General features: G+C 71.0%; 20 protein-coding genes and 1 pseudogene. 6 read left to right on the top strand and 15 right to left on the bottom strand.

Annotation, left to right across the window (positions count from 1 at the left end; translation table 11 throughout):
- Positions 1-97: 97 nt before the first annotated feature.
- Positions 98-403: pseudogene (locus AB0917_RS25350) on the bottom strand (hypothetical protein); the annotation flags it as partial.
- 87 nt (positions 404-490) lie between these two features.
- Positions 491-1,444, bottom strand: coding sequence for a heme o synthase (locus AB0917_RS25355; protein ID WP_366821966.1), 954 nt, complete (start codon positions 1,442-1,444; stop codon positions 491-493).
- A 287-nt stretch (positions 1,445-1,731) separates the two neighbouring features.
- On the opposite strand from AB0917_RS25355, the gene tkt reads away from it, so the two are divergent.
- The 6 genes from tkt to AB0917_RS25385 all read left to right on the top strand — a co-directional run bounded on the left by tkt (position 1,732) and on the right by AB0917_RS25385 (position 8,744).
- The gene (gene tkt, locus AB0917_RS25360; protein WP_366821968.1) at positions 1,732-3,819 is read left to right on the top strand and encodes a transketolase; all 2,088 of its coding nucleotides are present in this window, start codon (positions 1,732-1,734) and stop codon (positions 3,817-3,819) included.
- Between the two features lie 34 nt (positions 3,820-3,853).
- A complete protein-coding gene (gene tal, locus AB0917_RS25365; protein WP_366821969.1) occupies positions 3,854-4,972 on the top strand; it encodes a transaldolase in 1,119 nt (372 codons plus the stop codon).
- 5 nt (positions 4,973-4,977) lie between these two features.
- The gene (gene zwf / locus AB0917_RS25370) at positions 4,978-6,510 is read left to right on the top strand and encodes a glucose-6-phosphate dehydrogenase (RefSeq protein WP_366821970.1); all 1,533 of its coding nucleotides are present in this window, start codon (positions 4,978-4,980) and stop codon (positions 6,508-6,510) included.
- Positions 6,507-7,532 (top strand): glucose-6-phosphate dehydrogenase assembly protein OpcA, encoded by a 1,026-nt coding sequence (gene opcA, locus AB0917_RS25375; protein WP_366821971.1) that lies wholly within the window; start codon positions 6,507-6,509, stop codon positions 7,530-7,532. The genes zwf and opcA overlap by 4 nt, the downstream gene beginning before the upstream one ends.
- Complete coding sequence (gene pgl, locus AB0917_RS25380; RefSeq protein WP_366821972.1) at positions 7,529-8,311, top strand: 6-phosphogluconolactonase; 783 nt, start codon at positions 7,529-7,531, stop codon at positions 8,309-8,311. The genes opcA and pgl overlap by 4 nt, the downstream gene beginning before the upstream one ends.
- Positions 8,312-8,381: 70 nt before the next feature.
- Positions 8,382-8,744 (top strand): VOC family protein, encoded by a 363-nt coding sequence (locus AB0917_RS25385; protein WP_366821973.1) that lies wholly within the window; start codon positions 8,382-8,384, stop codon positions 8,742-8,744.
- A gap of 12 nt (positions 8,745-8,756) precedes the next feature.
- Here the strand turns inward: AB0917_RS25385 and AB0917_RS25390 are convergent, their stop codons facing one another.
- The 13 genes from AB0917_RS25390 to uvrC all read right to left on the bottom strand — a co-directional run bounded on the left by AB0917_RS25390 (position 8,757) and on the right by uvrC (position 22,825).
- Positions 8,757-9,596 carry a poly-gamma-glutamate hydrolase family protein gene (locus AB0917_RS25390; protein ID WP_366821974.1) on the bottom strand — a complete coding sequence of 280 codons (840 nt, stop codon included), beginning with the start codon at positions 9,594-9,596 and terminating at the stop codon, positions 8,757-8,759.
- Between the two features lie 88 nt (positions 9,597-9,684).
- On the bottom strand, positions 9,685-11,214 hold the full coding sequence (locus AB0917_RS25395) for a PH domain-containing protein (protein WP_366821975.1): 1,530 nt from the start codon (positions 11,212-11,214) through the stop codon (positions 9,685-9,687).
- Positions 11,211-11,720, bottom strand: a complete 510-nt coding sequence (locus tag AB0917_RS25400) for a PH domain-containing protein (protein WP_366821976.1) — start codon at positions 11,718-11,720, stop codon at positions 11,211-11,213. Before AB0917_RS25400 ends, AB0917_RS25395 begins: the two co-directional genes overlap by 4 nt.
- A 4-nt stretch (positions 11,721-11,724) precedes the next feature.
- On the bottom strand, positions 11,725-13,392 hold the full coding sequence (gene pgi, locus AB0917_RS25405; RefSeq protein WP_366821977.1) for a glucose-6-phosphate isomerase: 1,668 nt from the start codon (positions 13,390-13,392) through the stop codon (positions 11,725-11,727).
- Positions 13,393-13,553: 161 nt separating this feature from the next.
- Positions 13,554-13,889, bottom strand: a complete 336-nt coding sequence (locus tag AB0917_RS25410) for an RNA polymerase-binding protein RbpA (protein ID WP_366821978.1) — start codon at positions 13,887-13,889, stop codon at positions 13,554-13,556.
- Positions 13,890-13,998: 109 nt separating this feature from the next.
- The gene (gene secG / locus AB0917_RS25415; protein ID WP_366821979.1) at positions 13,999-14,235 is read right to left on the bottom strand and encodes a preprotein translocase subunit SecG; all 237 of its coding nucleotides are present in this window, start codon (positions 14,233-14,235) and stop codon (positions 13,999-14,001) included.
- A 116-nt stretch (positions 14,236-14,351) separates the two neighbouring features.
- Complete coding sequence (gene tpiA, locus AB0917_RS25420) at positions 14,352-15,128, bottom strand: triose-phosphate isomerase (RefSeq protein WP_366821980.1); 777 nt, start codon at positions 15,126-15,128, stop codon at positions 14,352-14,354.
- A 6-nt stretch (positions 15,129-15,134) separates the two neighbouring features.
- Positions 15,135-16,346 (bottom strand): phosphoglycerate kinase, encoded by a 1,212-nt coding sequence (locus AB0917_RS25425; RefSeq protein WP_366821981.1) that lies wholly within the window; start codon positions 16,344-16,346, stop codon positions 15,135-15,137.
- A gap of 132 nt (positions 16,347-16,478) precedes the next feature.
- Positions 16,479-17,489: a type I glyceraldehyde-3-phosphate dehydrogenase gene (gap, locus tag AB0917_RS25430; RefSeq protein WP_366821982.1), complete on the bottom strand. Its 1,011-nt coding sequence runs from the start codon at positions 17,487-17,489 to the stop codon at positions 16,479-16,481.
- A 263-nt stretch (positions 17,490-17,752) separates the two neighbouring features.
- Complete coding sequence (gene whiA, locus AB0917_RS25435; RefSeq protein WP_084745309.1) at positions 17,753-18,742, bottom strand: DNA-binding protein WhiA; 990 nt, start codon at positions 18,740-18,742, stop codon at positions 17,753-17,755.
- The gene (gene yvcK / locus AB0917_RS25440; protein ID WP_366821983.1) at positions 18,733-19,767 is read right to left on the bottom strand and encodes a uridine diphosphate-N-acetylglucosamine-binding protein YvcK; all 1,035 of its coding nucleotides are present in this window, start codon (positions 19,765-19,767) and stop codon (positions 18,733-18,735) included. The genes whiA and yvcK overlap by 10 nt, the downstream gene beginning before the upstream one ends.
- Entirely contained in the window at positions 19,764-20,771 is a 1,008-nt protein-coding gene (gene rapZ / locus AB0917_RS25445; RefSeq protein WP_366821984.1) for an RNase adapter RapZ, read from the bottom strand. The genes yvcK and rapZ overlap by 4 nt, the downstream gene beginning before the upstream one ends.
- A complete protein-coding gene (uvrC, locus tag AB0917_RS25450) occupies positions 20,768-22,825 on the bottom strand; it encodes an excinuclease ABC subunit UvrC (protein WP_366821985.1) in 2,058 nt (685 codons plus the stop codon). Before uvrC ends, rapZ begins: the two co-directional genes overlap by 4 nt.
- Positions 22,826-22,954 lie beyond the last annotated feature (129 nt).

Below are 22,954 nucleotides of genomic sequence, written 5' to 3' on the forward strand. Positions count from 1 at the left end.
CGCCCAGCGCCTGCTCGGCCCGCGCGTACACCTGGCGGTGCAGGTGCTGCCGCTGGTGTCGGTGGTGAGCATCGTGCTGATCGTGTGCGCGGTGGCCCGTGCGGACCTTGAGGGCGAAGTCGCCGTCGAACTCCTCGTGCATCGTGATCCCGGACTTCTCCGTGGCGCTCTCGGCCACCGCGTACGTCGGGGCCACCAGGTCGCCCCAGGCGCCGTCCTCGCCGACCAGGACGATGCGGGCGCCCGCCTCACCGAGGTAGGCGAGCTGCCCCTCGGCGCCGCCGTGCTCCTTGGCGAAGGCCCCGATCTGCCGGGCCAGCTTCGCCACCCTGCGCTCCGCACGGGCCGCCTTCCAGGCGTCCGTCCGCGAGGTCTGCTCCGTGTCTGCTGCCGTCTCTGCCATGGACAGGATGCTACCGACGAGTAGTTCAACTGGCGACGGGCGGGTCACGTGGCTTGTGCCACGTGACCCGCCCGTAAGGCGGAGAAGCTAGCGGAGGAAGGGGTCCACCGCGACGGCCAGGAAGAGGAGCGAGACGTAGGTGATGGACCAGTGGAACAGCCGCATCTCCTTCAGCTTGCCGCCGGTCACCCCGGCCTTGGCCCGGTTCTGCAGCCCGTGGGCCTCCCAGAGCCAGAAGCCGCCCGCCAGCAGCGCCACCGTCAGGTAGAACCAGCCGGTGTAGCCCAGCGGGGTGAGCAGCAGCGAGACCCCGACCATCACCCAGCTGTAGATGACGATCTGCCGGGCCACCACCTGGTTGGAGGCGATGACCGGGAGCATCGGGACGCCGACCCGGGCGTAGTCCTCCTTGACCTTCATGGAGAGCGGCCAGTAGTGCGGCGGCGTCCAGAAGAAGATCACGGCGAAGAGGATGACGGCGGCCCAGGAGAGGGAGTTCGTCACGGCGGACCAGCCGATGAGCACCGGCAGGCAGCCGGCGATGCCGCCCCAGATGATGTTCTGCGAGGTGCGGCGCTTCAGCAGCATCGTGTAGACGACGACGTAGAAGAGCAGCGCGCCGAGGGCCAGTCCGGCCGACAGCCAGTTGACGAGCAGTCCGAACCAGAGCGTGGAGATCACCGCGAGGGCGATGCCGAAGGCAAGGCACTCGCGGGGGCTGACCATGCCGGTGACCAGCGGACGCTGCGACGTGCGGTCCATCAGCGCGTCGATGTCGCGGTCGATGTACATGTTCAGAGCGTTGGCACCGCCCGCCGAGAGGTATCCCCCGACGGTGGTGGTGAGTACGAGCCACAGGTCGGGTACGCCCTGGGCAGCGAGGAACATCACCGGAACGGTGGTGATGAGCAACAGCTCGATGATCCGTGGCTTGGTAAGCGCCACGAATGCCTTGACACGGGCCCCGTACGGGCGATGGCCCCCTGGGCTGGGAGTCAAGGCGACCCCTGCGGGTCGGGACTCGACGGCCGTCACGCACACCCCTGACAGAGAAATCCCAGCAAGCTCCGGGCGAGGAGGCCCGGTGAAGACTTGCGCGAACCCGACCACTGTAGACGTTGGGGATACACCGTCCTTCGCGGGGGTGGGGTCGTGTTGAGGGTGACCGTGCGATGGACGGGGCCCGTCCGCCGGGAGGCGAAGTGGGCAGGTCGCCCGCACCCTGGAAACTACCGGAAAGTGTGCCCTTCGGCGGGGGTAGGCTCGACCACGCCCGGTGCGGTCACAGTCACCGGCTTACGAACAGTGGAGAGGAGCCCTGACTCAGGGTGAGCATCAAGCCGACCACCTCAGACCTCCAGTGGACCGATTTGGACCAGCGGGCCGTGGACACCGCCCGGGTCCTCGCCGCGGACGCCGTACAGAAAGTCGGAAACGGCCACCCGGGCACGGCGATGAGCCTGGCACCTGCCGCCTACACCCTGTTCCAGAAGGTCATGCGGCACGACCCCGCGGACCCGGAGTGGACCGGCCGTGACCGGTTCGTCCTCTCGGCGGGCCACTCCAGTCTGACCCTGTACACCCAGCTCTACCTCGCCGGTTACGGCCTGGAGCTGGACGACCTGAAGGCGTTCCGGACCTGGGGCTCCAAGACGCCGGGCCACCCGGAGTACGGGCACACCGCCGGTGTCGAGACGACGACGGGCCCGCTGGGCCAGGGTGTCGCCAACGCGGTGGGCATGGCCATGGCCGCCCGCTACGAGCGTGGCCTCTTCGACCCCGAGGCGGCCCCCGGCACCTCCCCCTTCGACCACACGGTCTGGGTCGTCGCCGGTGACGGCTGCCTCCAGGAGGGCATCGCGGCCGAGGCGTCCTCGCTGGCCGGGCACCAGAAGCTGGGCAACCTGGTCCTGCTCTGGGACGACAACCACATCTCCATCGAGGGCGACACGGAGACCGCGGTCTCCGAGGACACCTGCAAGCGGTACGAGGCCTACGGCTGGCACGTCCAGCGCGTCGAGCAGGCGCCCAACGGCGACCTGGACCCGGCGGGTCTGTACGCGGCGCTCCAGGCGGCCAAGGCCGAGACCGGGCGCCCCTCGTTCATCGCGGCCCGCTCGATCATCGCCTGGCCCGCCCCGAACGCCCAGAACACCGAGGCCGCCCACGGCTCGGCGCTCGGCGACGACGAGATCGCGGCGACCAAGCGGGTCCTGGGCTTCGACCCGGAGCAGACCTTCGAGGTCTCCGACGAGGTCATCGGCCACACCCGTCAGGCCCTGGACCGCGGCCGCGAGGCCCGCGCCGAGTGGGACAAGGCGTTCGCCGCGTGGCGCACCGCCAACCCCGAGCGTGCCGCCGACTTCGACCGGATCGCGGCGGGCGAGCTGCCCGCGGGCTGGGAGGAGAAGCTCCCGGTCTTCGAGGCCGGCCAGGGCCTGGCCACCCGTGCCGCCTCCGGCAAGGTGCTCCAGGCGCTGGGCGAGGTCGTTCCCGAGCTGTGGGGCGGCTCCGCCGACCTGGCCGGCTCGAACAACACCACCATCGACAAGAACTCCTCGTTCCTGCCGGTGGGCAACCCGCTGCCGGAGGCCGACCCGTACGGCCGAACGATCCACTTCGGGATCCGCGAGCACGCGATGGCCGCCGCGATGAACGGCATCGCGCTGCACGGCAACACCCGCATCTACGGCGGCACCTTCCTGGTCTTCTCCGACTACATGCGCAACGCCGTGCGGCTCTCCGCGCTGATGCACCTGCCGGTGACGTACGTGTGGACGCACGACTCGATCGGCCTGGGCGAGGACGGCCCGACCCACCAGCCGGTCGAGCACCTGGCCGCGCTGCGCGCCATCCCGGGGCTGAACATCGTGCGCCCGGCCGACGCCAACGAGACGTCCATCGCCTGGCGCGAGATCCTGCGCCGCTACACCAAGGTGTTCGGCGAGGGCGCCCCGCACGGTCTGGCGCTGACCCGGCAGGGCGTGCCGACGTACGAGGCGAACGAGGACGCGGCCAAGGGCGGGTACGTCCTGTTCGAAGCTGAAGGTGGCGAGCCGCAGGTGCTGCTCATCGCGACCGGCTCCGAGGTCCACGTCGCCGTCGAGGCGCGCGAACAGCTCCAGGCGGCCGGCGTGCCGACCCGGGTCGTCTCGATGCCGTCGGTCGAGTGGTTCGAGGAGCAGGATCAGGGTTACAAGGAGAGCGTGCTCCCGCCGTCGGTCAAGGCGCGGGTGGCCGTGGAGGCGGGCATCGGCCTGACCTGGTACCGGTACGTCGGGGACGCCGGCCGAATCGTCTCGCTGGAGCACTTCGGTGCCTCGGCCGACGCGAAGGTCCTCTTCCGCGAGTTCGGCTTCACCGCCGAGAACGTGACCGCCGCCGCGCGGGAATCTCTCGAAGCCGCAGCACGCTGACGCCGATAGATACGACCAGTAGGAGATGCAACCCATGACAGACGCACTCAAGCGCCTCTCCGACGAGGGCGTGGCGATCTGGCTCGACGACCTGTCGCGCAAGCGGATCACCTCGGGCAACCTGGCCGAGCTGATCGACCAGAGCCACGTCGTCGGCGTCACCACCAACCCGTCGATCTTCCAGAAGGCGATCTCGCAGGGCGACGGTTACGAGCAGCAGCTCACCGACCTCGCCGCGCGCCGCGTCACCGTCGAGGAGGCGGTCCGCATGATCACGACGGCGGACGTCCGCGACGCCGCCGACATCCTGCGCCCGGTCTTCGACGCGACCGGCGGCCAGGACGGCCGGGTCTCCATCGAGGTCGACCCGCGCCTGGCCCACAACACCCTGGCCACCGTCGCCGAGGCCAAGCAGCTGGCCTGGCTCGTCGACCGGCCGAACACGCTCATCAAGATCCCGGCGACCAAGGCCGGCCTGCCGGCGATCACCGAGACCATCGGCCGGGGCATCAGCGTCAACGTGACGCTGATCTTCTCGCTGGAGCGCTACCGCGCGGTCATGGACGCCTACCTGGCGGGACTGGAGAAGGCGAAGGCCGCGGGCCTGGACCTCTCCAAGATCCACTCGGTGGCGTCCTTCTTCGTGTCCCGTGTGGACACCGAGATCGACAAGCGCCTGGACGCCATCGGTTCCGACGAGGCCAAGGCCGCCAAGGGCAAGTCCGCCCTGGCCAACGCGCGCCTGGCCTACGAGGCGTACGAGGAGGTCTTCGCGAGCGACCGCTGGGCCCCGCTGGACACGGCGCGGGCCAACAAGCAGCGTCCGCTGTGGGCCTCCACCGGCGTCAAGGACCCCTCGCTCAAGGACACCCTGTACGTCGACGACCTGGTCGCCCCCAACACGGTCAACACCATGCCGGAGGCGACCCTGGAGGCCGTGGCCGACCACGGCGAGATCACCGGCAACACCGTCGCCGGCGGTTACGACCAGGCGCGTGCCGACCTCGACGCCATCAAGAAGCTCGGCGTCTCGTACGACGACGTCGTGCAGGTGCTGGAGGACGAGGGCGTCGAGAAGTTCGAGGCGTCCTGGACCGACCTGCTCAAGTCGACCGAGGCGGAGCTTTCGCGCCTCGCCCCCTCGGAGGGCTGACCACTTTGTCTGCTGTTCCCGGAGCCAATCCGCTCCGTGACGCACAGGACCGACGGCTCCCGCGTATCGCGGGGCCGTCGGGCCTGGTCATCTTCGGCGTCACGGGCGATTTGTCCCGTAAAAAGCTGATGCCCGCCGTCTACGATCTGGCCAACCGCGGCCTGCTGCCACCGGGCTTCTCGCTCATCGGCTTCGCGCGCCGCGACTGGGAGGACGAGGACTTCACCCAGGTCGTCCACGACGCCGTCAAGGAGCACGCCCGTACGCCGTTCCGCGAGGAGGTCTGGCAGCAGCTCATCCAGGGGATGCGCTTCGTCCAGGGCAACTTCGACGACGACGAGGCGTTCGAGACGCTGAAGGCGACCATCCAGGAGCTGGACAAGGCGCAGGGCACCGGAGGCAACTACGCCTTCTACCTCTCCGTGCCGCCGAAGTTCTTCCCCAAGGTCGTCCAGCAGCTCAAGAAGCACGGCCTCGCCGACCAGAGCGAGGGCTCCTGGCGACGGGCCGTCATCGAGAAGCCGTTCGGCCACGACCTGGCCAGCGCGCAGGAGCTCAACCAGCTCGTGCACGACGTCTTCCCGCCCAACGAGGTCTTCCGGATCGACCACTACCTGGGCAAGGAGACGGTCCAGAACATCTTGGCGCTGCGGTTCGCCAACACGATGTTCGAGCCGGTCTGGAACCGGTCCTACGTCGACCACGTGCAGATCACGATGGCCGAGGACATCGGCATCGGCGGCCGGGCCGGGTACTACGACGGCATCGGCGCCGCCCGTGACGTCATCCAGAACCACCTGCTCCAGCTGCTGGCGCTGACCGCGATGGAGGAGCCCGGCTCCTTCCACCCCAAGGCCCTGGTCGCCGAGAAGCTCAAGGTGCTCACCGCCGTCGAGCTGCCCGAGGACCTCGGCCTGCACACCGTGCGCGCCCAGTACGAGCACGCCTGGCAGGGCGGCCAGGAGGTCCTCGGCTACTGCGAGGAGGAGGGCATCGACCCCAAGTCGACGACCGACACCTACGCGGCGATCAAGCTGACGATCAACAACCGCCGCTGGGCGGGCGTGCCGTTCTACCTCCGTACCGGAAAGCGGCTCGGCCGCCGGGTCACGGAGATCGCGGTCGTCTTCAAGCGCGCGCCCTACCTGCCCTTCGAGTCCGGCGCCACGGAGGAGCTGGGCGGCAACGCCCTGGTCATCCGGGTCCAGCCGGACGAGGGCGTCACCGTGCGGTTCGGCTCCAAGGTGCCCGGCACCTCGATGGAGGTCCGGGACGTCACGATGGACTTCGCGTACGGCGAGTCCTTCACGGAGTCCAGCCCGGAGGCGTACGAGCGGCTCATCCTCGATGTGCTGCTCGGCGACGCCAACCTCTTCCCGCGCCACCAGGAGGTCGAGCTCTCCTGGAACATCCTCGACCCGATCGAGGAGTTCTGGGACAAGCACGGCAAGCCCGCAAAGTACCCGGCCGGCACCTGGGGCCCGGCCGAGGCCGACGAGATGCTCGCACGTGACGGACGGAGCTGGAGGCGGCCATGAAGATCGATCTCACGGAGACCACGTCCAGCAAGATCAACCAGGCGCTGGTCTCGGCCCGCCGGGCCATCGGCACCCCGGCCATCGGCATGGTGCTCACGCTGGTCGTCGTCACCGACGAGGAGAACGCGTACGACGCGCTCAAGTCGGCCGGTGACGCCTCCCGCGAGCACCCCTCGCGGATCATCGCGGTGATCAAGCGGGTCAGCCGCTCGCCGCGCGCCCGGCGCGACGCCCGGCTGGACGCCGAGGTCCGGGTCGGTTCCGACGCGGGGACCGGCGAGACCGTCGTGCTGCGCCTCCACGGCGAACTGGCCAACCACGCCCAGTCGGTGGTGCTCCCGCTGCTGCTGCCGGACGCCCCGGTCGTGGTGTGGTGGCCCGAGGGCGCCCCCGCCGACCCGGCGAAGGACCCCCTGGGCGCACTCGCCCAGCGCCGGATCACCGACACCTACTCCGCCGAGCAGCCGCTCGACGAGCTGGCGGTGCGGGCGGCGACGTACAGCCCCGGCGACACCGACCTGTCGTGGACCCGGATCACCCCGTGGCGCTCCATGCTGGCCGCGGCACTGGACCAGCAGCCGGCGACGGTGATCGGCGCCACCGTCGAGGGCGAGAGCGACAACCCGAGCTGCGAACTGCTCGCGATGTGGCTGGCGGACCGGCTCGACGTCCCGGTGGAGCGCACGCTCTCCGGCGGCCCCGGGCTGACCGCCGTCCGGATGGAGACGAAGAACGGCGTCATCGTGCTCGACCGGGCCGACGGCTCACTGGCCACGCTCTCCATGCAGGGCCAGCCGGACCGCGCGGTGGCGCTCAAGCGCCGGGACACCGCCGAGCTGCTGGCGGAGGAGCTGCGCCGGCTGGACCCGGACAACACCTACGAGTCCACGGTGAAGTTCGGGGTGGAGAGGCTCCACTCGGGCGGCGAGGTCAAGGCGGCGCCGGTCGAGAAGCCGGCGGAGGGTGAGCGGAAGGCCCCGGCCGCGAAGAAGGCCCCGGCCAAGAAGGCGGCAGCCAAGTGACGCCTCCTCAACTGGTCGTGCACCGCGACAAGGAGCTGATGGCGCAGGCCGCGGCGGCCCGGCTGATCACGAGGATCCTGGACGCCCAGGCCTCCCGGGGCCACGCCTCGGTGGTGCTGACCGGCGGGCGCAACGGCAACGGCCTGCTGGCCGCGCTCGCCGCCGCGCCCGCCCGGGACGCGGTCGACTGGGCCCGGCTGGACCTGTGGTGGGGCGACGAGCGGTTCCTGCCCGAGGGCGACCCCGAGCGGAACGTCACCCAGGCCCGCGAGGCGCTGCTCGACGCGGTGCCGCTGGACCCGGCCCGGGTGCACGCGATGCCCGCGTCGAACGGCCCGTACGGCGAGGACGTGGACGCGGCGGCGGCGGCGTACGCGACCGAACTCGCCGCCGCCGCGGGGCCGGAGGACCACGGCCGGGTACCGGCGTTCGACGTGCTGATGCTGGGCGTCGGCCCGGACACCCATGTCGCCTCGCTCTTCCCGGAGCTGCCCGCGGTACGGGAGACCGAGCGCACGGTCGTCGGTGTGCGGGGCGCCCCCAAGCCGCCGCCGGTCCGCGTCTCGCTCACGCTGCCCGCGATCCGTGCGGCGCGTGAGGTGTGGCTGCTGGCGGCGGGCGAGGACAAGGCGGAGGCCGCAGCCATCGCGCTGTCGGGCGCCGGGGAGATCCAGGCCCCGGCGGCGGGCGCGTACGGCAGCGGCCGGACGCTGTGGCTGCTGGACGCGGCGGCGGCCTCGCGGCTGCCGCGCGCGCTGTATCCACCGGCGTCCGCCTGATCTCGGTTACTCCCAGGCCCGGCCCGCTTCTTCTCAGCGGGCCGGGCCTGCTGCGTGAAAGGCTCGCCCCATGGTGCACATCGGAACCGTGGTGATGGGCGTGTCGGACGTGGCGAGGGCCGCCGCCTTCTGGAAGGCGGCGCTCACGTACACCGAGCGCGAGCCGGGGACGGACGACTGGGTGGTGCTGGTCCCGGTCGAGGGTCCCGGCGTCGGGGTGGCGCTGGGCCGCTCCACCTCCCCCGTGCAGGAGGTCCCCCGGGTCCACCTCGACCTCTACTCCGACACCCAGGAGGCCGAGGTGGAACGGCTGATCGCGCTGGGCGCCGTGCGGGTCGCGTGGGAGCTGTACCCGCCGGACCCGGACTTCGTGGTCCTCGCCGACCCCGAGGGCAACCGCTTCTGCGTCATCGACACGACGCACGGCGGCTGAGGCCCCCGTACATCAGAGGATGACCTGGTCGGTCCCCTGCTCCAGCTTGGTGATCGCGGCCCGGCAGGCGGCGGTGAAGCGGTCGAAGACCGTAGTGGTGCTGCCGGCCCGGCCCGCCCGGGTGTTGGTGGTGAACATGGCGGCGCGCAGCTCCGTGGTGAGCTCCAGCTGACCGCCCTTGGACAGCATGGTGCGGTTGACGGGGTTGTCGGGATTCACCCCGGCCAGGTCGGGCAGCTCGTTCCCGTCCCGCCAGGCGATGCCCACCTTGTCGAACTCCGCCTTGAGCAGGGTCTTGAAGCGGGTGTTCAGCCCGCCGACCACCACGGCCTGCGGGACGGTGCCCGCTTGTGCCGACGTACAGCCGTGCAGGCTCAGGACGTTGAGGCTGCTGAACGCCATGGAGAGCGCGACGTGGTCGTCGCAGTTCTTGGCGGTGACGTGCAGGTCGCGGTTGCCCGAGGTGCGCAGCCCTTCGAACATCCAGTAGTCGTGCACCCCGTGGCCGTCCTGGAGCGGGGCGAGCGTGGCCGGGTGGTATCCGGCTATGGCGAGGCAGAGTTCGGAGGTGCCGGTCTCGATGCCGCCGCCGTGCAGGGCCATGACGGTGGTCCGGTGGTACGGGTATCTCTGCGGGGTCGAGTGGTCGGCGTACTCGTGTCTCTTGTAGCGGCGGGCGAATTCGACGCCCTCCTGCCCGGCGAGCTTCTTGTAGAGGTCGGTGTTGGAGGTGTAGATGTCCAGGTCGCCGGTGGCGTGGGCGGGGGTCGCGGTGAGCGACCCGAGCAGCGGGCCGCTGACGGCGGCGGTGGCGAGGGCGGTGAGAACCGTACGACGGTTGGCGAAGGTCATGATCGATATCGTCGCCGACACCGGTTCGGCTGCCCAGGAGACCGGTTGTGCCGTCCGTCACGGGCCGCGGGACACACCGGGCCGTCCGTCACGGGCCGGTGCGGTCCCCGCGCTCCAGGAAGGGCTCCAGCAGCCCGGGGACGGCCTCGGCGGCGAAGGTGAGGCCCTCGGCCGCACCGGTGTCGTACGCGGTGTAGGCGCCCCCTCCGGCGGCCGTGGTGGCCGTGACGGTGAGGAGCCCTGCCCGCCGCTGGAAGTACGACTGCTTGACGGTCCAGCCGATCACCCCGGCCCGCTCCAGGGCGGCGGTGGAGCGGCGGAGCGTGCCGGAGCGGGTGACCAGGTAGCGGCCGGAGAGCGCGTGGCCCAGTGCCCGGTACGCCGTCAGCGCCAGCGCCACCGCGAGCGGCAGGAGGACCACCGCGCCGCCGAGCGCGATCCACAGGAGTACGGGGGTGAGGAGCGCCCCGAGGACGGTGAGGAGCAGGAGCGGGGCGAGGGCGGCGGCCAGCGCCCAGCGCAGTCTGCGGCCCCGGGCCGCGAGGGGGTGGCGGGTCAGCGGGGCGCCGGTCGGGGTGGTCTCCTCCCGGAGTATCGCGGCGGCGACGGAGTCGGCCAGCTCGCGCGGGACCGCCGGGAGGACCGTGTTGTGGTCGGCGTTCTTGGAGTCGCTGTCCTGGGCGAGCCCGGTGGTGATGGCGTCCAGCCGGGCGGCGCCGACCAGCCGTACACCGAGGGGTTCGACCAGGTCGACGCCGCGCAGCCGGGCCTCCTCGACGGAGATCGACCGGGAGGTGAACAGCCCGCGCCGGACCCGCAGGGTGCCGCCGGGCTCGCGCTCCAGGCGGTAGTTCCACCACATCTCGATCCACAGGCCGAGCGCTCCGACCACACCGGCGACCAGGGCGGCCGCGACCAGGATGACGATCACCCAGAGGACCGGGGTCTCCTGGAAGCGGTCGCCGGCCCAGGCGATGACCGCGCCCTGGGCCCCGACCCAGTCGCTGATCTGCATCACCGCTCCGACGGCCGCGCCGCCGAGCATGGGGGCGACGAAGGAGACCGGTGCGTAGCGGATCCAGCGCGGGTCGAGCGCGGCCAGCTCGCCGTCGCGGTGGACTCCGGGCCGCGCGGTGGTGGCGCGTTCCAGCAGAAGGCGGCGGAGCCGTTCGCCCTCGGCCCGGGTGACCGGGTCCAGCTCCAAGGTGGAGTCGCCGCCGTGTTCGCCGGTGCCGATCCTGACGGTGACCAGGCCCAGGAGGCGCAGCAGCAGGTTGGCGGTGAGGTCGACGGTGCGGATGCGCTCCCGGGCCAGGGAGCGGCGCTTGACGAGGAGGAGGCCGGTGTGGAGTTCGACGCGCTCCTGGCCGACGCGGTAGCGGGTGCGATGCCAGCGGACCCGGTCGGCGCCCGCCGCGGCCCCGATGACCACGACGGCCGCGGCGAGCACCCAGAGCACCGCGCCGGGCAGCCCCAGCCAGCGGGTGAGTCCGAGGGTGGCGGGCAGGGCGGCACCCGCGACGACCCCGGCGACGACGAGGGCGGTGACCCAGACCGTACGGGGGTCCAGGCGGCGCCAGTCGTGCTCGGGGGCGTACGGGGCGTGCGGGGTGCTCATGTGGCGTCGCCGGGGGTGTCGCGGGTGATGCGGGTGAGCCGCTCGGCCAGCTCGGCGGCGACCTCGTGGTCCAGGCCCTCGATCCGTACCGCGCCCTTGGAGGAGGCGGTGGTGACCGTGACGGTGGCGAGCCGGTAGAGCTGTTCCAGCGGGCCGCGCACGGTGTCCACGGTCTGGATCCGGGACATCGGCGCGATCCGCCACTCCTGCCAGAAGAAGCCGGTGCGCACGTACACCGCGTCCTCGGTGACCTCCCAGCGGTGGGTGCGGAACCACCACAGCGGGAGGAGGACGGCGGCCGCCACGCCCGCCGCGGCGAGCACCGCGGCGGACAGCAGCAGCCAGAAGCGTGCGGGTTCGATCACCGCGCCCAGCACGGCCAGCGGGACGACGGGCAGCGCGGTCGTCAGCAGCCACTGGACCCGCCACCAGCCCACGACCCGCTCGTTCAGCGTGTTGCGCGGCGGCCGCAGCCGTACCGTCGCCGTCCCCTCCCCCGCCGGCATGGGCTCAGCGCCCCCGCAGCGTGCGGTAGGCGGCGACCAGGGCGGCGGTGGAGCTGTCGAGCTCCCCGGTGTCGGCCTCCGCGGTGCCGGCCTCCCCGGTCAGGACGGGCTCGATCTTCTTGGCGAGGACCTTGCCCAGCTCGACGCCCCACTGGTCGAAGGAGTCGATGTTCCAGATGGCGCCCTGGACGAAGACCTTGTGCTCGTAGAGCGCGATGAGCTGGCCGAGGACCGAGGGGGTCAGCCGGTCGGCGAGGATCGTGGTCGTCGGGTGGTTGCCCCGGAACGTCTTGTGTGGGACCAGCTCCTCGGGCACGCCCTCCGCGCGGACCTCGTCGGGCGTCTTGCCGAAGGCGAGCGCCTGGGTCTGGGCGAAGAAGTTGGCCATCAGCAGGTCGTGCTGGGCGATCAGTCCGGGCAGCAGGTCGGGGACCGGGGCGGCGAAGCCGATGAAGTCCGCCGGGATCATCTTGGTGCCCTGGTGGATCAACTGGTAGTACGCGTGCTGCCCGTTGGTGCCGGGCGTGCCCCACACGACCGGGCCGGTCTGCCAGTCGACGGGGTCGCCCTCGCGGTCGACGGACTTGCCGTTGGACTCCATGTCGAGCTGCTGGAGGTAGGCGGTGAACTTGGACAGGTAGTGGCTGTAGGGCAGCACCGCGTGCGACTGGGCGTCGAAGAAGTTGCCGTACCAGACGCCGAGCAGGCCCAGCAGGAGCGGGGCGTTCTCCTCGGCGGGGGCGGTGCGGAAGTGCTCGTCGACGAGGTGGAAGCCGTCCAGCATCTCGCGGAACCGGTCCGGGCCGATGGCGATCATCAGCGAGAGGCCGATGGCGGAGTCGTAGGAGTAGCGGCCGCCGACCCAGTCCCAGAACTCGAACATGTTGGCCGTGTCGATGCCGAACTCGTCGACCTTCTCGGCGTTGGTCGACAGCGCCACGAAGTGCCGGGCCACGGCGTCCTGACCGGCCCGCAGCTCGGTGAGGAGCCAGTCCCGGGCGGAGGTGGCGTTGGTGATCGTCTCGATCGTGGTGAACGTCTTCGAGGCGACGATGAACAGCGTCTCGGCCGGGTCCAGGTCGCGGACCGCCTCGTGGAGGTCGGCGCCGTCGACGTTGGAGACGAACCGGACGGTGAGCGAGCGGTCGGTGAAGGAGCGCAGCACCTCGTAGGCCATGGCGGGGCCGAGGTCGGAGCCGCCGATGCCGATGTTGACGATGTTCTTGATGGGCTTGCCGGTGTGGCCGGTCCACTCGCCCGCCCTGACCTTCTCGGCGAAGGCGGCCATCCTGTCCAGGACGGCGTGCACGGCCGGTACGACGTTCTCGCCGTCGACCTCGACGACCGCTGTGCGCGGGGCCCGCAGCGCGGTGTGCAGGACGGCCCGGTCCTCGGTGGTGTTGATCTTCTCGCCGCGGAACATCGCGTCCCGCAGCTCGGCGACCCCGGTCGCGGCGGCGAGCTCGCGCAGCAGGCGCAGCGTCTCGTCGGTGACCAGGTGCTTGGAGTAGTCGAGGTGGAGGTCGCCGACCCTCAGGGTGTAGGCGGTGCCCCGGCCCGGCGCCTGCGCGAACAGCTCGCGCAGCTGGGTCGCGCCGAACTCCTCACGGTGCTCGGCGAGAGCCGTCCACTCGGGGGTCTGGTTGAGCTTGGCTCGGCTTGCTGCGTTCATCCCGGAAATCAGCCCACTTCTTCTCGTACGTCAGCATCCCCGCTGCCCCACCAACCTAATTGATCGAGGAGCCGGGTGGCGCGGAAGCAGACCGGCCGGACACCCGTGGGGTGTCCGGCCGGTGAACGACTGGGTGGATCCGTGGAGCTGTGCGGGCAACGTCAGATCTCGCCGCGGAGCTTGGCGAGGGCCTCGGCGAGGATGGCCTCGCCGTCCTCGTCGCTGCGCCGCTCGCGTACGTAGGCGAGGTGCGTCTTGTACGGCTCGGTGCGGGGCGGGTCCGGCGGGCTGTCCTTGTCCTGGCCGGCCGGGAAGCCGCAGCGCGGGCAGTCCCAGGTCTCCGGCACCTGCGCGTCATGGGCGAAGCTCGGCTGCGTCTCGTGCCCGTTCGAGCACCAGAAGGAGATGCGCAGGCGCGGCGCGGACTCGCCGCGCTCGGCCTCGCCCATCGGCCCCGCTCCGACCCGGCTTCCCCGGATCGCGTTGCCACTTGCCACGGTCGTAACTCCCTGCGTGATGGTGCTCGAGGATGCCCCAGTCTACGTAAGGCCCAACGCGCGTCCAGTGGAAGGAGTTACACCCTCACCGGGAATCGCGGACGACGGGTCAGTCGCTCAGCTTGACCAGCAGACCGAGGACGACGACGCACGCGAACCAGACCAGACCGACCACGATGGTGATGCGGGTGAGGTTACGCTCGGCAACGGAGGAGCCACCGACGGAGGACTGCATTCCGCCACCGAACATGTCGGAGAGGCCACCGCCCTTGCCCTTGTGCATGAGCACCAGCAGCATCAGCAGCAGGCTGAAGACGATCAGAGCGATCTGGAACGCCATAACCACGGCTGGTCCCTACTTTCCGGAATTCTCGACTACTGCCTGTACGTACAGCGGGGGCCGGAGGGGTGGCACCCCCCTCGGCCCCCGCAAGGGTACGACGGATCGGCGCTACCGCATACTCACTGGTCGCGGAAGCGGACGATCTTGACGAACTCGTCGGCGTCCAGCGCGGCGCCGCCGATCAGGGCGCCGTCCACGTCGGGCTGGGCCATGATCGCGGCCACGTTGCCGGACTTCACCGAGCCGCCGTACTGGATGCGGACGGCGTCGGCCAGCTCCTGCGAGTACAGCTCGGCCAGCCGGCGGCGGATCGCACCGCAGACCTCCTGGGCGTCCTCGGGGGTGGCGACCTCGCCGGTCCCGATCGCCCAGACCGGCTCGTAGGCGATGACGATGGACTCGGCCTGCTCGGCCGGGATGTCCTTCAGGGCGCCGTCGAGCTGCGCGAGCGTGTAGGAGACCTGGTCACCGGCCTTGCGGATGTCCAGGCCCTCGCCGACGCAGAGGATCGGGGTCAGGCCGTGCTTGTAGGCGGCCTTCACCTTGGCGTTGCAGATCTCGTCGTTCTCGCCGTGGTACTGGCGGCGCTCGCTGTGGCCGACGGCCACGTACGTGCAGCGCAGCTTGGCGAGCATCGGGCCGGAGATCTCACCGGTGTAGGCACCGGAGTCGTGCGCCGAGATGTCCTGGGCGCCGTACTTGATCTTCAGCTTGTCGCCGTCCACCAGGGTCTGCACGGAGCGCAGGTCGGTGAAGGGCGGCAGGACCGCGACCTCGACGGCCTCGTAGTCCTTGTCGGCCAGGGCGAAGGAGAGCTTCTGGACGTGGGCGATGGCCTCGAGGTGGTTGAGGTTCATCTTCCAGTTGCCCGCCATCAGCGGGGTACGGGTGGTCATTGAGGTTCAGTCCTCCAGTGCGGCAAGGCCGGGAAGCGTCTTGCCCTCGAGGTATTCGAGGCTGGCGCCGCCACCGGTCGAGATGTGTCCGAAAGCATTCTCGTCGAAGCCCAGGATGCGTACGGCCGCGGCGGAGTCGCCGCCGCCGACGACGGTGAACGCCGAGGAGTCGAGGAGCGCCTGGGCGACCGCGCGGGTGCCCTCGGCGTAGTCGGGGTGTTCGAAGACGCCCATCGGGCCGTTCCAGAAGACGGTGGCCGCGTCGGCGAGCTTCGAGGCGTAGAGCCTGCCGGACTCCGGGCCGATGTCCAGGCCCATCTTCCCGGCCGGGATGGCGTCGGCGGCGACCGTGGCCGGGTGGGCCGGGGCCTTGGTCTTCACGTCGGGGAACGACTCCGCGACCAGCACGTCGACGGGGAGGACGAACTCCACGCCGCGCTCCCGGGCCCGCTCGATGTACTCCTTGACGACCGGGATCTGGTCCTCCTGGAGCAGCGAGGCACCGACCTCGTGGCCCTGGGCCGCGAGGAAGGTGAACACCATGCCGCCGCCGATCAGGATGCGGTCGGCCTTCTCCAGCAGGTGGTCGATGACGCCGAGCTTGTCGGAGACCTTGGCACCGCCGAGGACGACGGCGTACGGCCGCTTGACGTCGGTGGTGAGCTTCTTCAGCACGCCGACCTCGGTGGCGATGAGGTAGCCCGCGTAGTGCGGCAGGCGCGCCGGGAGGTCGACGACCGAGGCGTGCTTGCGGTGTACGGCACCGAAGCCGTCGCCCACGTACACGTCGGCCAGCTCGGCGAGCCGGTCGGCGAAGGCGCCGCGCTCGGCGTCGTCCTTGGCCGTCTCGCCGGCGTTGAAGCGGAGGTTCTCGACGACGGCGACCTGGCCGTCGGTGAGGCCCGCGACGACCGCGCGGGCGGAGTCGCCGACGGTGTCGGTCGCGAAGGCGACGTCGGCGCCGAGGAGTTCACCCAGGCGCGCGGCGGCGGGCGCCAGCGAGAACGCCGGGTCCGGGGCCCCCTTGGGGCGGCCCAGGTGCGAGGCGACGACGACCCGCGCGCCGGCTTCGGCGAGCTTGGCGATCGTCGGCAGGACGGCGCGGATGCGGCCGTCGTCGGTGATGGTGGTGCCGTCCAGCGGCACGTTGAGGTCGGCGCGGACGAATACCCGCCTGCCGGCGACCCCTTCGGTGAGAAGTTCGTCGATCGTCTTCATGTGGTCTTCCGTTGCTCCTTGCAAGGACGGATGAGCGTGACGGGCCGCCGACACGGCCCAAGGGGCTCGATCGGCGCTTCGTTGCGCCGGTCGAGCCCCTGACTCACATCGATGTGCCTGCCGACCCGAGGATCAGAGCTGGCCGCCGACGAAGACCGTGAGGTCGACGAGGCGGTTGGAGTAGCCCCACTCGTTGTCGTACCAGCCGAGGATCTTCACCGTGTTCCCCTCCTGGACCATGGTCAGGGAGGAGTCGAAGGTGCAGGAGGACGGGTCGCCGACGATGTCCGAGGAGACGATCGGGTCCTCGGTGTACGTCAGGAAGCCCTTGAGGGCGCCGTCGTCGGCGGCCTTCTTGAACGCGGCGTTGACCTCGTCCTTGGTGACCTCGCGGTCCAGGGTGACGACGAGGTCGGTGGCGGAGCCGGTCGGGACCGGGACGCGCATCGCGATGCCGTCGAGCTTGCCCTTGAGCTGCGGGAGGACCAGAGCGGTCGCCTTGGCGGCGCCGGTCGTGGTCGGGATGATGTTCTCGGCGGCGGCGCGGGCGCGGCGCAGGTCCGAGTGCGGGAAGTCCAGGATCCGCTGGTCGTTGGTGTACGCGTGGACCGTCGTCATCAGGCCCTTGACGATGCCGAAGTTCTCGTCGAGAACCTTGGCCATCGGCGCCACACAGTTGGTGGTGCAGGAGGCGTTGGAGATGACGTGGTGGTTGGCCGCGTCGTACTTGTCCTGGTTGACGCCCATCACGATGGTGATGTCCTCGTCCTTGGCCGGAGCCGAGATGAGGACCTTCTTGGCGCCACCGGTGATGTGCTTCTCCGCGTCGGCCTTCTTGGTGAAGATGCCGGTCGACTCGATAACGATGTCGACGCCCAGCTCACCCCAGGGGATGTCGGCCGGGTTGCGCTCGGAGAGCACCTTGATGGTGTGGCCGTCGACCGTGATGGTGTCGGCGGTGTGGCTGACCTCTGCCTTGAGACGACCCAGGATGGTGTCGTACTTCAGCAGGTGGGCCGTGGTCGCGGTGTCACCCAGGTCGTTGACAGCCACGATCTCGATGTCCGCACCCTGCTCCAGCAGCGCGCGGAAGTAGTTACGACCGATGCGGCCAAAGCCGTTGATGCCTACGCGGATCGTCACGAACCGATCTCCTCGTATAGGTACGCCGGTTTCTGAAGCCGACGAGGTGTATAGGGATGTCCCCGACCGCTATCGACCCTACCTCTCCAAGACCCCGGGGGTGACATCGAGCGGGGCCGTACACGCCGCCGGGATATGCCGGGAGGCCCGCTACCCACCAGTAGGGTCACGGGCCTCCGGTCACACCTCAGGGGCTCGGTTCCGGTGGCCGGGGACCAACGTCCCCCGCCTGCCGACGAGTCGGCGGAACACCCCCTGGGACCTCAGCCGACCAGGCCGTCCGCCAGCTCCTCGCTGAGCGTGGCCTCCGTCCCCGGGATACCGAGATCCTGGGCGCGCTTGTCGGCCATGGCCAGCAGCCGGCGGATCCGGCCGGCGACCGCGTCCTTGGTCAGCGGCGGGTCGGCGAGCGCCCCCAGCTCCTCCAGCGAGGCCTGCTTGTGCTCCATGCGCAGCCGGCCGGCCGCCGCGAGGTGCTCGGGGACCTCCTCGCCGAGGATCTCCAGCGCGCGCCCCACCCGGGCCCCGGCGGCGACCGCGGCGCGGGCCGAGCGGCGCAGGTTGGCGTCGTCGAAGTTGGCGAGCCGGTTGGCCGTGGCGCGGACCTCGCGCCGCATCCGGCGCTCCTCCCAGGCCAGCACCGACTCGTGGGCGCCGAGCCGGGTGAGCAGGGCGCCGATGGCGTCGCCGTCGCGGACGACGACCCGGTCCACACCGCGTACCTCGCGGGCCTTGGCCGCGATGGAGAGCCGGCGGGCCGCGCCGACCAGGGCGAGGGCCGCCTCGGGGCCGGGGCAGGTGACCTCCAGCGAGGAGGAGCGGCCGGGCTCGGTGAGCGAGCCGTGCGCGAGGAACGCCCCGCGCCAGGCCGCCTCGGCGTCGCAGGTGGCCCCCGAGACCACCTGCGGGGGCAGCCCGCGGATGGGCCGGCCGCGGCCGTCCACCAGCCCGGTCTGGCGGGCCAGCTGGTCGCCGCCCGCCACCACCCGTACGACATAGCGCGAGCCGCGCCGCAGCCCGCCGGGGGCCATCACGATCAGCTCCGAGCTGTGCCCGAAGATTTCGAGGATGTCGCGCTTGAGCCGGCGCGCCGCCATCGCGGTGTCCAGCTCCGCCTCGATCACAATCCGGCCGCTCACCAGGTGCAGCCCGCCCGCGAACCGAAGAATCGCCGAGACCTCTGCCTTCCTGCAGCAGGTCCGGGTGACGGGAAGCCGAGAGATTTCGTCCTTCACCGCTGGCGTCATCGCCATGGGCCGATCCTTCCATGCATCCGAAAAATACGGTCGTACGCGGCGGCCAACAGCTCCTGATCATGGACCGGAACGCCGTCGGGCGATGCCACCGGCGCCAGCTCGACCGCGGCTCCGAGCCGCTTGGCGGCGTCGTCGAGCGATTCGCGGTCGGGCACGGCTGCCTCGTCGGCCAGCACCACGTCCAAGGCGAGTTTAGGGGCGTGTCGTCCCAAAACCTCCAAATGACGCTGCGGTGAGAACCCCTCGGTTTCACCGGGCTGTGGTGCGAGATTCAACGAGAGGACCTTGCGGGCCTTCGTGGTGACCAGCGCGTCGAGCAGTTCCGGCACCAGGAGGTGCGGGATCACCGAGGAGAACCAGGAGCCGGGGCCGAGCACCACCCAGTCGGCGTCGAGGACCGCCTCGACGGCCTCCGGGACGGCCGGCGGGTCGGGCGGCACGACGTGCACGGACTGCACCTCGCCCGGGGTGAGCGCCACGGTGGCCTGGCCGCGCACGGTGACGATCGCGTCGGGCAGCTCGGGGTCGTGCCCCTTCACCAGCGCCTGGAGCTCCAGCGGCACGGCGGACATGGGCAGCACCCGGCCGTGCGCGCCCAGCAGCTTGCCGACCAGGTCGAGGGCCTGGACATGGTCGCCGAGCTGCTCCCACAGGGCCACGATCAGCAGGTTGCCGACCGCGTGCTCGTGGAGGTCGCCCTTGGACTCGAACCGGTGCTGGATGACCCGGGACCAGGTGCGGCCCCAGTCGTCGTCGCCGCAGAGCGCGGCGAGCGCCTTGCGCAGGTCCCCGGGCGGCAGGACGCCCAGCTCCTCGCGCAGCCGGCCGCTGGATCCGCCGTCGTCGGCGACGGTGACCACGGCCGTGAGGTCACCGGTGATCCGGCGCAGCGCCGCCAGGGACGCCGAGAGGCCCATGCCGCCGCCGAGGGCGACGACCTTGGGCTGTCCACCGCGTTTGCGGCCGGAGAGCGCCGCGCCGGCGCGGCTGAGTCTCCGCATCCGCAGATTGCGACCGGTCACTCTCGCCCCATGTCCCGGTGGACGAGGACGGTCTCGATGCCTTCGGCGGCGAGGCGGGCCGAGAGCTTCTCCGACATGGCGACGGAGCGGTGCTTGCCGCCGGTACAGCCCACGGCGATGGTCACGTACCGCTTGCCCTCGCGGCGGTAGCCGGCGGCGATCAGCTGGAGCAGCTCGGTGTACTGGTTGAGGAACTCCTTGGCCCCCGGCTGGTCGAAGACGTAACCGGACACCTCCTCGTTCAGGCCGGTGAAGGGGCGCAGCTCCGGGACCCAGTGCGGGTTGGGCAGGAAGCGGCAGTCCACGACCAGGTCGGCGTCGACGGGCAGGCCGTACTTGTAGCCGAAGGACATCACCGTGGCGCGCAGCTCCGGCTCCGACTCGCCCGCGAACTGGGCGTCCATCTTGGCCCGCAGCTCGTGCACGTTGAGGCTGGAGGTGTCGATGACCAGGTCGGCGTCGCCGCGCAGCTCGCGCAGCAGGTCGCGCTCGGCCGCGATGCCGTCGACGATGCGGCCGTCGCCCTGGAGGGGGTGCGGGCGGCGGACGGACTCGAAGCGGCGCACCAGGGCGTCGTCGGAGGACTCCAGGAAGACGATGCGCCGGGTGACGTGCTTGGCCTCCAGGTCCGCGAGGGATTCGCGGAGGTTGTCGAAGAAGCGCCGGCCGCGTACGTCGACGACGACGGCGATCCGCGCCACGTTGCCCTGCGAGCGGGCGCCGAGCTCCACCATGGTGGGGATCAGCGCGGGCGGCAGGTTGTCGACGACGAACCAGCCGAGGTCCTCCAGGCACTTGGCCGCGGTGGAACGGCCGGCGCCGGACATGCCGGAGATGATCACCAGCTCGGGGATGGCCGGCGCCACTGCCTCGCCCGTCTCGTTCGTGGTGTTCGTACTCACGTCTGCTCCGTCTGCTCGGTCTGCTCGGTCGTGCTGCTGGTCGTCGGGGCGCGCGCTGTCGGCGTCGCCCCCGCCGTCGGCCCGGCGGGTGTGCTCGGTCATGACGTGCCCCCGTCGTCCTCTTCCATGATCTCTCCTGTGGCCGTGTTCACGGCAGGGGCGGCGGGAGCCGCCGAGGCGAGGGCCGCCGCCACCGATTCGGCCGTCCTGCGCCCTATCCCGGGGACCTCGCAGATCTCTTCGATTGTCGCCTGCCGGAGCTTCTTCACGGAGCCGAAATGCTTGATGAGGGCCTGCTTGCGGGTCTCGCCCAGGCCCGCCACGTCGTCCAGCGGGCTGGAGCGGATGCGCTTGGCCCGCTTGGCGCGCTGGTAGGTGATGGCGAAGCGGTGGGCCTCGTCCCGCACGCGCTGGAGGAGGTAGAGGCCCTCGCTGGAGCGGGGCAGGACGACGGGGTCGTCGTCCTCGGGGAGCCAGACCTCCTCCAGGCGCTTGGCCAGGCCGCAGACGGCGATGTCGTCGATGCCCAGCTCGTCCAGGGCGCGCCGGGCGGCGGCGACCTGGGGCTGCCCGCCGTCGACCACGACGAGCTGCGGCGGGTAGGCGAACCGCTTGGGGCGGCCGTCGTCCTCCCGGGGCTCGGTCTCGTCGGCCGGGGAGACGGCGGCGGGGGGCGGGGCGGGGACGGGGCCGGTGGGGGCGGGGCCGGTGAGGGCGGGCGCGGTCTCCCGCGCCTGCTCCCACTCCCCCGTGCGCTCCTTCTCCTGGAGGTAGCGCTTGAAGCGGCGGCCGATCACCTCGTGCATCGAGCGGACGTCGTCCTGGCCCTCGAAGCCCTTGATCTGGAAGCGGCGGTACTCGCTCTTGCGGGCGAGGCCGTCCTCGAAGACCACCATGGAGGCCACCACGTCGTCCCCCTGGAGATGGGAGATGTCGTAGCACTCGATGCGCAGCGGCACCGCGTCCAGGCCGAGCGCCTCGGTGATCTCCTCCAGGGCCCGGGAGCGGGTGGTGAGGTCGGAGGCGCGCTTGGTCTTGTGCAGCCCGAGCGCCTGCTGGGCGTTGCGCTGGACCGTCGCCATGAGGTCCTTCTTGTCGCCGCGCTGCGGGATGCGCAGGCTGACCTGGGAGCCCCGGCGCTCGGCGAGCCACTGGGAGACCGCCTCGGTGTCCTCGGGCAGGGCGGGGACGAGGACCTCCTTGGGGACGGCGTCGCCACGCTCCTCCCCGTACAGCTGCTGGAGGGCGTGCTCGACGAGGCCGGCGGTGTCGACCGCCTCGACCTTGTCGGTGACCCAGCCGCGCTGGCCGCGGACCCGGCCGCCGCGCACGTGGAAGATCTGGAGGGCGGCCTCCAGCTCGTCCTCGGCGACGGCGATCAGGTCGGCGTCGGTGGCGTCGGCCAGGACGACGGCGCTCTTCTCCATGGCCCGCCGGAGGGCCTCGGCGTCGTCCCGGAGGCGGGCGGCGCGCTCGTACTCCATCTCCTCGGCCGCCTGCGTCATGTCCTTCTCCAGGCGGCGGATGTAGGTGCCGGTGCGCCCGGCCATGAAGTCGCAGAAGTCCTCGGCCAGCTCCCGGTGTTCCTCGGGGGTGACCCGGCCGACGCAGGGGGCCGAGCACTTGTCGATGTAGCCCAGCAGGCAGGGGCGGCCGGTGCGGGCGGCGTTCTTGAAGACCCCGGCGGAGCAGGTGCGGACGGGGAAGACGCGGAGCATCAGGTCGACCGTCTCGCGGATCGCCCAGGCGTGGCCGTACGGACCGAAGTAGCGCACGCCCTTCTTCTTCGCGCCGCGCATCACCTGGACGCGGGGGAACTCCTCGTTCAGCGTGACGGCGAGGTAGGGGTAGCTCTTGTCGTCCCGGTACTTGACGTTGAACCGGGGGTCGAACTCCTTGATCCAGGTGTACTCCAGCTGGAGCGCCTCGACCTCGGTGGAGACCACCGTCCACTCGACGGAGGCGGCGGTCGTGACCATCGAGCGCGTACGCGGGTGGAGACCGGCCAGGTCCTGGAAGTAGTTGGCCACGCGCTGGCGGAGGTTCTTGGCCTTCCCGACGTAGATCACCCGGCGGTGCTCGTCGCGGAACTTGTAGACCCCCGGGGAGTCGGGGATCTGCCCCGGGCTGGGGCGGTAGCTGGAGGGGTCTGCCATGTCTCACACCCTACTGGCGGGCAGTGACAGTGCGTCGTCCTCGGGGGTGGTCCGCTCCGGGGCGCCGGGGGCGGCACCTCGCGGCGCGGCAACCTGTTCGGCATGCTCGGCATGGCCCTGGCGGTAATC

This window comes from Streptomyces sp. NPDC007346 (genome assembly GCF_040703535.1).
Taxonomy (GTDB): domain Bacteria; phylum Actinomycetota; class Actinomycetes; order Streptomycetales; family Streptomycetaceae; genus Streptomyces.

What these genes read in the sequence shown, in the direction of transcription:
- tal (WP_366821969.1), top strand. Translation starts at nt 3,854, where the DNA reads ATGACAGACGCACTCAAGCGCCTCTCCGACGAGGGCGTGGCGATCTGG.
- opcA (WP_366821971.1), top strand. Translation starts at nt 6,507, where the DNA reads ATGAAGATCGATCTCACGGAGACCACGTCCAGCAAGATCAACCAGGCG.
- AB0917_RS25385 (WP_366821973.1), top strand. Translation starts at nt 8,382, where the DNA reads ATGGTGCACATCGGAACCGTGGTGATGGGCGTGTCGGACGTGGCGAGG.
- AB0917_RS25390 (WP_366821974.1), bottom strand. Translation starts at nt 9,596, where the DNA reads ATGACCTTCGCCAACCGTCGTACGGTTCTCACCGCCCTCGCCACCGCC.
- AB0917_RS25395 (WP_366821975.1), bottom strand. Translation starts at nt 11,214, where the DNA reads ATGAGCACCCCGCACGCCCCGTACGCCCCCGAGCACGACTGGCGCCGC.
- AB0917_RS25400 (WP_366821976.1), bottom strand. Translation starts at nt 11,720, where the DNA reads ATGCCGGCGGGGGAGGGGACGGCGACGGTACGGCTGCGGCCGCCGCGC.
- pgi (WP_366821977.1), bottom strand. Translation starts at nt 13,392, where the DNA reads ATGAACGCAGCAAGCCGAGCCAAGCTCAACCAGACCCCCGAGTGGACG.
- tpiA (WP_366821980.1), bottom strand. Translation starts at nt 15,128, where the DNA reads ATGACCACCCGTACCCCGCTGATGGCGGGCAACTGGAAGATGAACCTC.
- AB0917_RS25425 (WP_366821981.1), bottom strand. Translation starts at nt 16,346, where the DNA reads ATGAAGACGATCGACGAACTTCTCACCGAAGGGGTCGCCGGCAGGCGG.
- whiA (WP_084745309.1), bottom strand. Translation starts at nt 18,742, where the DNA reads ATGGCGATGACGCCAGCGGTGAAGGACGAAATCTCTCGGCTTCCCGTC.
- rapZ (WP_366821984.1), bottom strand. Translation starts at nt 20,771, where the DNA reads ATGACCGAGCACACCCGCCGGGCCGACGGCGGGGGCGACGCCGACAGC.
- uvrC (WP_366821985.1), bottom strand. Translation starts at nt 22,825, where the DNA reads ATGGCAGACCCCTCCAGCTACCGCCCCAGCCCGGGGCAGATCCCCGAC.